At 35.6% G+C, this 14,589-nt stretch carries 10 protein-coding genes; all 10 read left to right on the top strand.

Annotated features, from left to right (window positions below):
• Positions 1-27: 27 nt before the first annotated feature.
• The 10 genes from KCG49_RS13545 (at position 28) to KCG49_RS13500 (ending at position 14,559) form a co-directional block, all read left to right on the top strand.
• Positions 28-546, top strand: a complete 519-nt coding sequence (locus tag KCG49_RS13545) for a DUF6913 domain-containing protein (RefSeq protein WP_218547238.1) — start codon at positions 28-30, stop codon at positions 544-546.
• Positions 546-1,430 (top strand): 4-hydroxy-tetrahydrodipicolinate synthase, encoded by an 885-nt coding sequence (dapA, locus tag KCG49_RS13540; protein WP_218547236.1) that lies wholly within the window; start codon positions 546-548, stop codon positions 1,428-1,430. Before KCG49_RS13545 ends, dapA begins: the two co-directional genes overlap by 1 nt.
• 108 nt (positions 1,431-1,538) lie before the next feature.
• Entirely contained in the window at positions 1,539-2,339 is an 801-nt protein-coding gene (locus KCG49_RS13535) for an outer membrane protein assembly factor BamD (RefSeq protein WP_218547234.1), read from the top strand.
• Between the two features lie 13 nt (positions 2,340-2,352).
• A complete protein-coding gene (locus KCG49_RS13530) occupies positions 2,353-2,679 on the top strand; it encodes a DNA-directed RNA polymerase subunit omega (protein WP_218547288.1) in 327 nt (108 codons plus the stop codon).
• 6 nt (positions 2,680-2,685) lie between these two features.
• The gene (gene coaBC / locus KCG49_RS13525; RefSeq protein WP_218547233.1) at positions 2,686-3,897 is read left to right on the top strand and encodes a bifunctional phosphopantothenoylcysteine decarboxylase/phosphopantothenate--cysteine ligase CoaBC; all 1,212 of its coding nucleotides are present in this window, start codon (positions 2,686-2,688) and stop codon (positions 3,895-3,897) included.
• On the top strand, positions 3,890-4,777 hold the full coding sequence (gene porD / locus KCG49_RS13520) for a type IX secretion system protein PorD (RefSeq protein ID WP_218547231.1): 888 nt from the start codon (positions 3,890-3,892) through the stop codon (positions 4,775-4,777). Before coaBC ends, porD begins: the two co-directional genes overlap by 8 nt.
• A gap of 102 nt (positions 4,778-4,879) precedes the next feature.
• Positions 4,880-6,532 carry a DNA repair protein RecN gene (recN, locus tag KCG49_RS13515; RefSeq protein ID WP_218547230.1) on the top strand — a complete coding sequence of 551 codons (1,653 nt, stop codon included), beginning with the start codon at positions 4,880-4,882 and terminating at the stop codon, positions 6,530-6,532.
• 117 nt (positions 6,533-6,649) lie between these two features.
• Entirely contained in the window at positions 6,650-7,468 is an 819-nt protein-coding gene (locus tag KCG49_RS13510; protein WP_218547228.1) for an enoyl-ACP reductase FabI, read from the top strand.
• 109 nt (positions 7,469-7,577) lie between these two features.
• Positions 7,578-11,624: an FG-GAP-like repeat-containing protein gene (locus KCG49_RS13505; protein ID WP_218547227.1), complete on the top strand. Its 4,047-nt coding sequence runs from the start codon at positions 7,578-7,580 to the stop codon at positions 11,622-11,624.
• Positions 11,625-11,817: 193 nt separating this feature from the next.
• Entirely contained in the window at positions 11,818-14,559 is a 2,742-nt protein-coding gene (locus KCG49_RS13500; RefSeq protein WP_218547226.1) for a T9SS type A sorting domain-containing protein, read from the top strand.
• The last annotated feature ends 30 nt before the right edge of the window (positions 14,560-14,589 follow it).

The following is a 14,589-nucleotide window of genomic DNA, read 5'->3' as shown; positions in this document are numbered from 1 at the left end:
CTAAATTTGCACAAAGGCTAAAGATAAATGTTTTTAAAAGCTTTTAAGGAAAAATCGAACCGAAAGTACGTTAACAAATTGTTAGATGCCAGAAAGGTAGCTGTAAGCAACCAAAAGGTAAAGGTAATTTCGGTGTTATTGAATGCTGATGAATTTGATGATTTTGAAACCTTTAGAACATATTTTAAGGAACTCAATTTAACATCTCCACGGCATAAGATTATAGCTTACACCAATGATGATAAATTTGAATCCAGCCAATGGGAAACCTATTTTAGTCCTAAGGATTTTGGTTGGAAAGGAAAAATTAATAATATAGATTTGCAGGCTTTTATAAACGAAGATTATGATGTGCTGATAAGTTACTATGAAAATGAAAATTTATATTTAAATCTCATTACAGCATTATCTAAGGCAAATTTAAAAGTTGGTCTGTGCAGAAATGACGAACGTTTGTACGACCTAATCATTAAAACCAAACCAAAGGATATAAACACCTTTAAAATAGAATTTAAAAAATACCTCAACATTTTAAACAAATTATAATGATCAATTTTATAGGTACAGGAGTAGCGTTGATAACACCATTTAAATCAGATTTAAGTATCGATTATGATGCATTGCAACGTTTGGTAGAGTACAATATTGAAAATGGAACGGACTACTTGGTAATAAGTGGAACAACCGGAGAGAGCGTTACCGTTACCACTGAAGAAAAGAAAACATTGGTAAAATTCATAGCCAAGGTAAATAGTGGAAGATTACCTTTGGTCTTAGGTATTGGAGGTAATAATACGGCTGCGGTTATAAGTGAAATCAAGACAACGGACTTCTCTAATATTGATGCTATCTTATCAGTTTCGCCATATTACAGTAAGCCAACACAAGAAGGCATATACCAGCATTTTAAAGCTATAGCTGAAATATCCCCAAAGCCGATAATAATGTATAATGTTCCAGGCAGAACATCTTCTAATATGTTACCGGAAACAACACTTAGGCTAGCCAATGATTTTGAAAACATTATAGCAGTAAAAGAAGCTGGAAACAATGTACATCAATACTTAGAATTGTTAAGATCAAAACCAGATGGTTTTTTGGTAATCTCTGGTGATGATGATTTGGCTCTGGGGGTTGCTTTGGCGGGAGGTTCTGGTGTAATATCGGTTATTGGACAAGCCTTGCCAAAAGAATTCTCTGAAATGATTCGTCTAGGTATTGCAGGTAAAGCAAAAGAAGCTTATAGTATTCATTTTAAATTAATGCCAATTACAGGGTTAATTTTTTCGGAAAACAATCCCGCAGGTATTAAAGCGGTTTTAGACGCTCTGAACATATCAAAATCGCACGTTAGGTTGCCCTTAGTGGAAGCTACGGATAAGCTCAAAAAAAATATTGAAATGGCTATACGAGATTTGGGCAAAAGTTAAATTTAATCTAAACTGTATTTAGCACCCAAAATTGAGTTTATTTTAGCATATAATTTTCACTTTCAAATTCCGTTATAAATGCGTACTTTTGCAACTTGTTTAAAATTTATGAAGCGAGGACTTTACATATTATTTGGTGCTATAGTGTTAGTGTCGTGTAGTGACTTTCAGAAAGCGCTAAGGTCTGAAGATGTAGGAGAGAAATTCAAACTAGGGACAGAATTGTTCGAGGCTGGCAAATATAATAAAGCTAAGCGATTGTTCGATCAAGTTCTTCCAAAGTACAGAGGGAAACCTCAAGCAGAAAAACTAACGTTTATGCATGCCATGTGCGCTTACGAAATGAAGGACTATTATATATCTAGTTACCATTTCGATAAGTTTACGGATATATATCCTAAAAGTGAAAAAGCTGAACAAGCCGCTTTTTTATCCGCAAAAGGCTATTATCATAATTCACCCGTATATTCCAAAGAACAAAAGGAAACTGTTGAGGCTATTGAGAAGTTTCAGTTGTTTGTAAATCAGTATCCTAATTCGCAATATGGTGAAGAAGCTAATAAACTTGTTAAAGAATTAGATTTTAAATTAGAAAAAAAAGCCTTCGAGATTGCAAAGCAATACGATTTAATTAGGGATTATAAGGCTTCTGTAAAGTCATTCAACAATTTTTTGTTTGATTTTCCAGGTTCAAGATTAAAAGAAGAAGCATTATATTACAGATTACATGCTGAGTATAATTTAGCACTTTTAAGTATAGAAAACTTAAAAGAAGAAAGAATACAGCTTGCTATAAATTATTACAGAGCTTTCAAGAAAGCGTATCCAAATTCTGAATTTCAAGAAGAAACTTTAGAATGGAACAAAAAATTAAATGAAGAGCTAGAAAAAATTAAAACAAAAAGTTAACACTATAATAATGATGGATTTAAAAAAGACAGACGCTCCTGTTTCAACGGTAACGTACAACAGAAATGAAGTTGATGCTCCAACAGATAACATTTATGAAGCTATTTCTGTAATTGCAAAGCGTGCGGAACAAATCAATACGGATATAAGACGTGAGTTAATTGATAAGCTCGAAGAGTTTGCCACATACAACGATAGTCTTGAAGAAATTTTTGAAAACAAAGAGCAAATTGAGGTATCTAAGTTTTACGAAAAATTACCAAAGCCACATGCCTTAGCGGTTAAAGAGTGGTTAGATGATAAGATTTATCATAGAAATACTGAGGACACTCAGTCATAATTATAAATGTCTATTCTAAAAGACAAAAACATTTTATTGGGCATTACCGCTGGTATTGCTGCATATAAATCTGCTAGTTTAGTAAGATTATTCATTAAAGCAGGCGCTAACGTCAAGGTTGTTATGACGCCTGCTTCCAAAGATTTTATAACTCCACTCACACTTTCTACATTATCCAAAAACCCAGTATATTCTTCTTTTGTAGACGAAGAAGATGAGGGGCAGGTTTGGAATAATCATGTTGATTTAGGGCTTTGGGCGGATTATTTTATTATAGCTCCCGCTACTGCAAATACCATGGCAAAAATGGCAAATGGTGTTTGCGACAATATACTTTTGGCAACATATCTTTCGGCTAAATGTCCTGTATATTTTGCACCAGCCATGGACTTGGATATGTATAAGCACCAATCCACTAAAAACTCGTTTGAAAAATTAGCCTCCTACGGAAATAAAATGATTCCTGCTGGCACGGGTGAATTGGCAAGCGGATTAGTTGGTGAAGGACGAATGGCAGAGCCAGAGTATATTATAGATTTTATTGAAAAAGACCTTCTAGATCAATTGCCTTTAAAGGGCAAGCAAGTTATTGTAACGGCTGGCCCAACTTACGAAGCTTTGGATCCTGTGCGTTTTATCGGGAACCATTCTAGCGGAAAAATGGGATTTGAAATCGCTAAAGCTGCTGCTAATCTTGGTGCTGAAGTTATCTTAATAACGGGTCCAACTCATCAAAACATTAGTCATAATCTGGTGATGGTAAAACCTGTTGTTAGCGCTGAGGAAATGTATAATGAAGTCCATAAGCATTTTAACACGTCTGATATAGCAATACTTTCAGCGGCAGTTGCGGATTATAGACCAAAAACTGTAGCCAATAAGAAAATAAAAAAGAAAGATTCGACGTTTAGTATTGAGTTAGAAAAAACTAAGGATATTTTAAAATCGTTGGGTGAGATTAAAAAACACCAATTTTTAGTTGGTTTTGCGCTCGAGACCAATAATGAAATAGAACATGCCAAAGGCAAGCTAAAATCTAAAAACCTTGATTTAATAGTGCTCAATTCTTTACAGGATAAAGGTGCAGGTTTTGGAGTATCAACAAATAAAGTTACATTTATAACATCGTCTAACGATATTATTGAAAATCCACTTAAGTCTAAAGCAGAAGTTGCTGAGGATTTAATGCAAAAGATATTAAAACAATTACATGCGTAACATATTAGTACTACTGGCTTTTTTATTATCAACAATTGTGTTTTCCCAAGAACTTAATTGTACGGTTAATGTGATAGCACAACAAACAGGAAATGATAACAATGTTGTTTTTAAAACGCTCGAAAAGCAATTGACTGAGTTTGTTAATAACACCAAATGGACTGAAAAATCTTTTGGTGCAGAAGAGCGTATCAACTGCAGTATGGTCATTAATGTAAGTAGTTATGAAAATGATAGATTTAAAGCTACATTGCAGGTGTCATCATCCCGACCAATCTATAATTCTACCTACAGTTCTCCGGTATACAACTATAATGATAAAGATTTTAATTTTCAATATTTAGAATTTCAGAATTTGGTATTCAATCCTATTCAGTTTGAATCTAACCTCATATCTGTATTATCTTTTCACGTCTATATGATTTTGGGTACAGATGCAGACTCTTTTGAGCTCAACGGAGGTGATGAATACTTTAAGCAAGCACAAACTATTGCCAATTACTCACAACAAATTAATGGACAAGGCTGGAAATTAGAAGACGGTTTACAATCGCGTTTTGCCTTAATCGATAATTTAGTATCACCAACATTTAAAGAAATTCGTTCCACAATGTATAGCTATCATATAGAAGGTTTAGATATTATGGCTCAAAGTGCAAAAGAAGGCAAAGCGAAAGTTATAGCTACATTATCAGAATTAAAAAAAATACACAGAAGACGACCAAATTCTTATTTATTGCGTGTGTTTTTCGATGCTAAGTCCGATGAGCTAATGGATATTCTTTCTGGTGGGCCTAATGTTAGTATTACAGAAGCAGTAGATATTCTCAATAGAATAGCACCTATGCACTCACAAAAGTGGAGAAATATTAAGTTTTAATTTATGGTGCTTATTTTTGCTGTATCATTATGAACTTGCCAGCGCAGAACTTGTTTCAGTAATGCGGAATCGATACTTTTGTAAAAAACAATTACAGATTTTTTGCTCACCTCACTTTACATAAAAAACTATGCCCTAATCGATGAGTTAAACGTACAGTTTAACAATGGACTAACTATTATTACTGGCGAAACAGGAGCTGGTAAATCTATCCTTTTAGGTGGTTTATCTTTGGTTTTAGGCAAACGTGCAGATTTAAGTCAGGTAAAAAAATCAGATGAAAAATGCGTTATCGAAGCGATTTTCGATATTGCTAACTACAATCTTAAAGCTCTTTTTAAGTCTTTGGATTTAGATTACGATACACAGACCATTATAAGACGTGAAATTTTACCATCCGGAAAGTCCAGAGCGTTCATAAACGATACTCCTGCAACTTTAGACCATCTTTCAATGTTGAGTAGTCATCTAATAGATATTCATTCTCAACATCAGACATTGCAATTAACGCAAGACGATTACCAATTTATGGTTATTGATGTATTGGCAGATAATACTTTAGACTTAGATGTTTATAAAAATCAATTGCAAGGCTATAAATCACTTCAAAATGCATTAGAAAAATTGAAACAATCTAAAGCTGAAATGATTAAAGAATACGACTATAACCTCTTTTTAACCAAAGAGCTAAATGAAATCGACTTAGAGTCTTTAAATCTCGAAGATTTAGAAGCGCAATACGAGCAGCTTAATAATGTTGAGGTCATTGGAGAGAAGCTGGGTAATACCAAAGCTATCTTAAATACTGAAGACTTAGGTGCTATCGACCAGATTAATAATGCCAAACAAGAATTATTTAAGATTTCAGAATTTGGAAAAGCCTATGAATCGTTATCGGAAAGAATTGTAAGTGTAGGTATTGAGTTAGATGATATTTTGGCTGAGTTAGATCAGCTAGAAGATAATTTAATCACCGATCCTCAAGAATTGGAGCGTGTTAATGGCAAACTTCAAATTATAAATAATTTATTTCAAAAGCATTCAGTCTCTAATCTTCAAGAGCTTATCAAAATAAAAGATCATTTAGAGTCTAAAATTTCCAATACTGAAAATTTAGATAATGCCATTGCCAAAAAAGAAAAAGACATTGAGCAATTACATGAAGCCTTAAACAAAATTTGTAAAAAAATCCATAATAAAAGGGTATCGTTTATACCAATTTTAACGACAAAGTTAGAGACTATATTGGCCGATTTAGGAATGCCAAACGCTAAGTTTAAAATAGAACTTGAGCCCATAGAGCAATTCACGGCAAAAGGTAAAGACCGCTTACAGTTTTTATTTACTGCAAACAAAGGTACTAACTTTAATGCGTTAAAAAAGGCAGCCTCAGGAGGAGAACTATCTCGAATTATGTTAGCAATCAAATCGATTTTGGCAGAATACATTCAATTACCTTCTATAATGTTTGATGAAATAGACACTGGTGTTTCTGGAGAAATCTCGAATAAAATGGGAGAAATCATGAAACACATGAGTGCTAAGATGCAGGTCTTTTCCATTACACATTTACCACAGATTGCGGCTAAAGGTGACTCGCATTATAAAGTATATAAAACAGACGTTAAAGATGCCACATTAACCCAGCTAAAGAAACTAGACGAAGAAGAACGCATTGTTGAGATTGCCCAAATGTTAGGCGGAATTGATATCACAGAATCTGCTTTGGCACATGCCAAACAATTGCTCAATTAGCTTATCATTTCTGTGTGTCACAGTAAGCATGTCGAAGTGAAGATTAATCGCATAATAATTTGTTCTAATTTATACTATATTTGAAAACTAACGACTAACAACTAAACATATATAAACATGTCATACAACTTACTAAAAGGAAAAAAGGGAATTATTTTCGGGGCATTAGATGAAAACTCGATTGCATGGAAAACGGCTGAACGTGTTCATGAAGAAGGTGGGGAATTTGTATTAACTAATGCACCGGTGGCCATGCGAATGGGGCAGATTAATGCATTGGCAGAAAAGACAGGTTCTCAAATTATTCCTGCAGATGCTACCTCAGAAGAAGATCTACAAAATTTGGTAGAACAGTCTATGGAAATATTAGGTGGTAAATTAGACTTTGTTTTGCATTCCATAGGGATGTCTATAAACGTAAGAAAGGGAAGGGCTTATACAGACCAAAAATATGATTGGACACAAAAAGGGACTGATGTCTCTGCAATGTCTTTTCACAAAGTAATGCAGACCCTTTATAAAGCTGATGCTATGAACGAATGGGGCAGTATAGTCGCTTTAACCTATATGGCTGCACAACGTGTGTTTCCAGATTATAATGATATGGCAGATAACAAAGCATATTTAGAAAGCATTGCACGTAGTTTTGGGTATTTCTTTGGTAGAAATAAAAATGTAAGGGTTAATACCATTTCACAATCGCCTACACCAACAACAGCGGGTAGTGGTGTAAAGGGATTTGATGGCTTTATTGCTTATGCCGAAAAAATGTCACCGTTGGGTAATGCTACTGCAATGGACTGTGCCAACTATACGGTAACTTTGTTCAGTGATTTAACGAAACGTGTAACCTTACAGAACTTATATAATGATGGAGGCTTTAGTAATATGGGAGTCAGCGACGCGGTTATGGACACTTTTATAAATAACAATTAAACGGAATAATCGTTAATTTAAAGCTGTTATGCAAATTTGTATAACAGCTTTTTTTATATTGCAATGTTAAAAAATGTTAAACTTGCCTATAAATATTGGATACAAATACATGGAAAAAACATTACAGTATAGCCTTAAGTTTTCAGTTATTGCATTTTTGGTAACTATAAATATGTCTATGTATGCCCAAACCTTTAATAGGGTAGAGGATGTTGTAGGCTTGGGAATATTGGAGGAGAATAATGGAGTGTCAGTTGCGGATTACGATAATGATAACGATCTTGATATTTTTGTCGTAGCCAAAGCAAAAGATCATCCAGATAGCCCAAAAACACTTAGTCGTTTATTTAGAAATAATAACGATGGTACATTTACAGATGTTACCGAATTTGCAGGCTTTACTGATTTATTTCCACAAGATATAGATCCTGAAGATTTTTTAGGCTTAGCAGGTTATAAGTACGGCGCATCATGGGGAGATTATAATAATGATGGTTTTCCCGATTTGTTTATGACATTTTTAGATAGGTTACAGTTGTGGAGAAATATGGGTAACGGTACTTTTGCCAATGTTACCGAAATATCTGGGATTACAGAAATAAACGGCTGTGGTAATACGGGCGCAACTTGGTTCGATTATAATAACGATGGCTTATTGGATGTATTTATTGCAGACTGGCAGCGATGTGGTGAAAACTCATTATTTCTTAATAATGGTAATGAGACATTTTCAGATATAAGCCAATCAACAGGCATACACAATATGCAAAATTATGCAAGTTTCGTAGGGTTGCCTTTTGATTTTAATTTAGACGGATTTATAGATTTGTATGTCACTAATGATGTGCACCATCCCAACGAATTATTTGTCAGTCAAGATGGGATTAGTTTTTTAGAAGAAGCTGCTGATTATAATATAAATACTACTGGTGAAGATATGGCTATTACCATAGGTGACTACAATATGGATGGTCATTTCGATTTTTTTATAACAGCAATAGATTTAAACTTTCTATTAACAAACAATGGCGATGGAACATTCACAGAGAATGCAGATGAATATGGAGTGGGTAACACACTTTGGTCTTGGGGAACAAAATTTTCAGATTTTGATCTAGATGGTGATGAGGATTTGTTTGTGGCAAATGGCTATTTTTTATATAATAGAGAAAATGAACCTAATTATTACTTCAAAAATTCAATAGTACAAGGAGAGACTTCTTTTGTTGATTCATCTAATGAATTGGGCTTAGATGAATCGGGCACTAGTGTAGAGGCGTTAGATTTTGATTATGACAATGATGGCGACATGGATTTATTGGTCACAAACAGTAACAAGGAGTGTTTTTTTTACGAAAATAAACTTTTAAATTTTGATGATGCTTCAGTATCTCTAAACTGGTTAAAAGTTAAGTTAGAAGGAACAGTATCCAACAGAGATGCTATTGGAGCCACCTTAACGCTTACTGCAAATAATGGAAATGTGTTGAGACGTTATTATTCTGGAGTAGGTTTTCTTGGCCAAAGTTTAAAAGGTGTGCATTTTGGCTTAAATGACGTTACCCAAATTAGCTCATTAGAGATTAAATGGCCATCAGGAATATCAGAAATTTTTACTGATTTAAATACAAATATTACCATAAAGGCTACAGAAGGACAGGGCATTGAAGTTTTAGATATCATTCCAAGTCAAAAAACGTATGGATGTTTGGATCCGATGTCATGTAATTACGAGCCCAATGCAACATTAGACGATGGTTCTTGCATTTATTTGCCTTCACAAACCATAGATGGCAATACTAGCTCTTCATTTTTAAGGACAGAAATGTATGCCTATAATATTATACCAGGTTCAACAGTGAATTGGCAGGTTTCTGGCGGAGAAATATTAAATGGGCAAGGCACAAATACTATCACGGTAAGATGGCATTTAGAAAATATGGGCAGGGTTTCTGTAATTGAATCCGATGGTCAATGTTCTAGTCAGGAAGTTTTAATAGATGTAGATTTGGGTATTGATAATTTACCAGAGAATGTATCAATTGCTAGATTATGGAATGAAGTTTTACTGGAAGCTATCCGGGATGATTTTGCAAGGCCGACGGTACACGCCAGAAATTTATTCCATACCAGTGTAGCTATGTATGATATCTGGGCAATTTATGATGATACAGCCACACCATATTTAATAGGTAATGCAGTTAATGGGTTTACGAGTACACTTGAAGAATTTACACCAGATGAAGATTTAGAAATCGCCCTAAGTAAATCTATTAGTTATGCCATGTATCGCTTAATGTCTCATCGTTTTCAAAATTCTCCAGGTGTGAATGAAACCCAAGCACGATTAGATCTGTTGATGGATAAGCTAGGCTACGATACCAACGTAACGTCTTTGTTATACCAAGATGGAGACGCAGCAGCCTTTGGCAATTATGTAGCTCAGACCCTTATTGATTATGGGCTACAAGACGGCTCTAGGGAAGCAACGGGTTATGATAATGCCTATTACCAGCCGGTTAATGCGCCTTATGCTTTGGATATAAACAGTGGGGATAACCCACCCATTAACGACCCTAATCGTTGGCAGCCCCTAGCCTTAGATATATTTATTGACCAAGGAGGAGAAATTATTGATGATGACACACCACCGTTTTTAAGTCCAGAATGGGGAAATGTGTCGGCATTTGCCTTAAAGGATGAAGATTTAGTTACTTATCAGAGAGATGGCAACGATTTTAATGTATTTCATGATCCATCGGCGCCACCATATATAAGTCTTACCGAAACTAATGCGGATAGTGATGCCTATAAATGGGGATTCACTATGGTTTCAGTATGGCAAGCGCATTTAGACCCTACGGATGGTGTGGTTTGGGATATCTCACCAAACTCAATTGGGAATGTAGGTATATCTACATTCCCAACAGATTATGCAGACTATGAAAACTTTTATAATTTTTTTGAAGGTGGAGCCAATAGTAATGGACATGCTTTAAACCCAATAACAGGAAATCCTTATGAAACCAATATGGTACCACGAGGAGATTATGCTAGAGTTCTTGCTGAGTTTTGGGCAGATGGACCAGACTCCGAAACCCCACCAGGTCACTGGTTTACCATTTTAAATTATGTCAACGACCATCCACAATTTGAAAAACGTTTTGAAGGTATAGGAGATATTTTAGATCCTTTAGAATGGGATGTCAAAGCATATTTTATTTTGGGAGGAGGTATGCACGACGCGGCTATTTCAGCATGGAGCGTAAAAGGCTGGTACGATTACATACGACCGATTTCGGCAATTCGTTCTATGGCTGAGCGCGGACAAAGTACCGACAGTAACTTGGATAATTACCATGTAGGCGGTATTCCATTAATTGAAAATTATATCGAAATAGTTGAGATTGGTGATCCTTTAGCTGGTTTTGCCAACCAGCACGTGGGTAAAATAAAATTGTACACTTGGAAAGGTCACGATTTTATTTACGATACAGAAACGGACCAAGCTGGAGTAGGTTGGATATTGGCGGAAGACTGGTATCCTTATCAAAGACCAACATTTGTAACACCGCCATTTGCAGGTTACGTATCTGGGCATTCAACCTATTCTAGAACTGCTTCAGAATTAATGACTATGATGACCGGTAGTGAATTTTTCCCAGGTGGATTAGGAGAATTTACAGCAAAGGCAAATGAATTTTTGGTTTTTGAGGAAGGTCCTTCGGTAGATGTCGTATTACAATGGGCAACTTATAGAGATGCCTCAGACCAAACGAGTTTAAGCAGAATTTGGGGAGGTATACATCCACCAGCAGATGATATCCCAGGACGTTTTATAGGACAGGTTGTTGCCGAAAATACTTTCGATTTTGCTGTGCCGTATTTTAATGGCTCTCTTAATATTGAAGTACATGATGAGGTATCAATAAACATTTACCCAAATCCTACGACCAATAGAGAGATTTTTATCAGTAATACTATTGGTTCGGAAACTATACAGATCTTTGATATTAATGGAAGAAATATAGACTTGGAGGATAGAACTTATAACAATTTGGATAATACAACCACCTTAAAATTTAGCGAAACCGCTTCTGGATTTTTTTTGTTAAAAGTTAATAATGTATCTAAGATAGTCGTTATTAATAATTAAGAGTCAGAGAGCTCATACCTTATTAGTAAAGCATATAGAAAACACCTTATCAAAGGTGTTTTTTAATATTAAATTTAGCGAAATTGTATTTTAGCGCTAATAATTACCTTTTATCGATTTATGTTTTTCTGATATGAATCTTACAGGGAATTAACATATTTTTAAAGGAATTACTAACTTAAATATATGTTTTATGAAAAAAATTACATTAATGTGTTTTGCTATACTGGCATTTTGTTGGCAGAGTAATGCGCAAATTATTGATGAAAATGCAAGTTGGCCTAATGCCGCTTGGACCGTAACAGGCACTTACAATGCTGGTGCTACTTCATTTGAAGCAGATCCAACAGTAGATGACAGATTTTCTTTTGATGATGATGATGCGGGAAACCCTAATTCAGATGATATTGCTGCAGAATCCCCAATAATAGATTTGACACCAGCTGACTTAGGAGGTGAAAATTTAATGAAGGTTTCTGGTAATTATTTTTTTAGAGAAGTAGTTCTAAATAATGAGGATAAACTGGCCTTACAATGGTGGGATGCTGATAATACTGTTTGGGTAGATTGGTTGGTGCTCACTGGTGTTACAACTGGAGCAACAAATGAGTATTGTTCAGCTACTTTAGGGGCTTATGAGTCTGACGCTTTAGATATAAGTGGTTTTTCTGCAACTCAACTTTCAGGGTTTAGATATCGTATTTTTTATGATGATGATGCCGATGGCGGAAATGGATGGGAATATGGGTTTTGTATGGACTCCCCAACTTTGGTGTCAAGTGCAGACACAACATTGGATTTTTACAATTTACAATTTCCACAAACAGGAACCATTGATGGTGTAGAAGAATTTTTAGTATTTGCCCAAGCCTTTGAACCTGGTATTACAGATCAGGGTTCTGCAAATGCTGCCCCTGAGATAGAGGCATGGATAGGGTTTAATGATATGGATACAGACCCTTCTGGCGCAGAATGGACTTGGGTTGCTGCAGTACCAAATCCAAGTTGGGATTTTGCTGGTCAAAATAATGATGAATATCAAGTAGACCTAGGTTCTGAAGTACCTGGTGCAGGAACTTATTATTATGCTTCTAGGTTTAGATTAAATGGAGCTTCTTTTACTTATGGGGGCTTTAATACAGGATCGGGAGATGGTGTCTGGGATGGTACAGATGATGTTAGTGGAACGTTAACAGTAAATCCACCAGTAAATGACGAATGTGATGACCCTATAGCATTAACAGTTAATACGGATTTAAGCTGTACAGACGTAACGTCTGGTACTACCGTGTCTGCAACAGAATCTACACAAGATGCTACAGGCACTAGTGGTGAACCTAATAATGATGTCTGGTTTTCTTTTACAGCAACATCAGAGCAACATGTAATTTCTCTAGAAAATGTAACTGCTGTAATTGGTACAGCGACAGATATGGGTATGACACTTTATGAAACCACTGGAGATTGTGATGCACTAGCATTTGTACAAACCTCAGATCCTAATAGCATGACGGTAACTGGTCTAACCATAGGATCAGATTATGTTTTACGTGTTTATGGTTGGGCTACAGGTGCCGCCACTGCACAAACAAACTTTGAGGTTTGTGTAGGAACACCACCGCCACCGCCACCTAATGACGATTGTGCAAACGCAGAATTGATTGTAATAAGCGACATATGTAACGTTATAACAACAAGTACATTTTCTGCAACCGAAGGAACAGATGAGTTGCCAAGCTGTGATACTAGTGGAAACCTAGGTCTTTGGTATACTTTTGAAGGACCTGCAAGTGGTGAAGTTATTTTTGAATCTGCTACACCAGGTATGGGAATGGTTATTTATGATGGTACTTGTGGAGCATTTACAGAGGCAGATGGTTGTGCTAACGATCCAACGTCTAATACACAAACGTTTTCAGGATTGACACCTGGCACAACTTACTATGCTATGTTTTGGACAGATACTGCTCAAGATCCTGCAGAGTTTTGTTTATATAGCTTAAACTGTACACCGGCAACTGTAAACTATACAATAGTAGATGATTGTGCAAATAGTGGTGGCTTTAACATTGATGTAGAAATTACAGATATGGGCACCGCAACAGGTTTAACAATTTCTGACGATCAAGGTAGTGCAGACCAAAATGTTACTATGACAGGCACGTATACTTTTGGGCCTTATGTAAATGGTACAGATGTAATAGTAACGGTTGCTGATGATACTGATGCTGCCTGTACACAAGACAGCGGTACTATAACACAAGCAGTTTGTCCACCTGATAATGTTGACTGTGATACTGCTGAAGCTGTAACATTGGGCATTAATGAAGCGGGTCCAGAGGTAACAGGTACTAATGTCGGAGCAGGCGATTCAGGTGTGCCAGACCCAAGTTGTAATAACTTTTATGATGGTAGTGATCTTTGGTATTCATTCACAACTCCAGCTGACGTAGACGTGGTAACCTTAGATATTGCTTCATCTGGTTTTTCATCTACAATTTCAGTTATATATGATAACTGTACAGATTTAAATGAAATTGACTGTGATATACAATTTACTAGTGCACCTACTGTGGATTTTGAAAATTTGGCATCAAACACTACTTATATTTTAAGATTATATGATTTTAGTGGTGACGACTTTGGGCCTATTAGTTTCAATATGAGCGCAACAACTGCTTTAAGCATAGATGATGTCCAAGGAGAAGCGGCATTTACGTATTATCCAAATCCAGTTAAAAATACATTAACATTAAATGCTCGAAATACTATTGAGAATGTTACAATGTATAATATGCTAGGTCAAGAAGTATTAAGATCTATGCCTAACAATGTAGACAGTGAGTTAGATATGTCAAGCTTACAAAATGGCACCTATTTTGTTAAGGTAACTATTGCAAATATTACTAAAACCGTGCGAGTGGTTAAGCAGTAAGTATTTAACATTTAGATTTTTAAAGCCGCT

The organism is Winogradskyella luteola, assembly GCF_019203985.1.
In the GTDB taxonomy this organism is placed as follows: Bacteria; Bacteroidota; Bacteroidia; order Flavobacteriales; family Flavobacteriaceae; genus Winogradskyella; species Winogradskyella luteola.
Note: the sequence above shows the minus strand (reverse complement) of the source record. Positions and strands in the feature narration are given on the sequence as shown.

Coding starts and splice junctions, on each gene's coding strand:
- KCG49_RS13500 (WP_218547226.1), top strand. CDS start 11,818: ATGAAAAAAATTACATTAATGTGTTTTGCTATACTGGCATTTTGTTGG.
- KCG49_RS13530 (WP_218547288.1), top strand. CDS start 2,353: ATGGATTTAAAAAAGACAGACGCTCCTGTTTCAACGGTAACGTACAAC.
- KCG49_RS13505 (WP_218547227.1), top strand. CDS start 7,578: ATGGAAAAAACATTACAGTATAGCCTTAAGTTTTCAGTTATTGCATTT.
- porD (WP_218547231.1), top strand. CDS start 3,890: ATGCGTAACATATTAGTACTACTGGCTTTTTTATTATCAACAATTGTG.
- KCG49_RS13510 (WP_218547228.1), top strand. CDS start 6,650: ATGTCATACAACTTACTAAAAGGAAAAAAGGGAATTATTTTCGGGGCA.
- KCG49_RS13535 (WP_218547234.1), top strand. CDS start 1,539: ATGAAGCGAGGACTTTACATATTATTTGGTGCTATAGTGTTAGTGTCG.
- coaBC (WP_218547233.1), top strand. CDS start 2,686: ATGTCTATTCTAAAAGACAAAAACATTTTATTGGGCATTACCGCTGGT.
- dapA (WP_218547236.1), top strand. CDS start 546: ATGATCAATTTTATAGGTACAGGAGTAGCGTTGATAACACCATTTAAA.
- KCG49_RS13545 (WP_218547238.1), top strand. CDS start 28: ATGTTTTTAAAAGCTTTTAAGGAAAAATCGAACCGAAAGTACGTTAAC.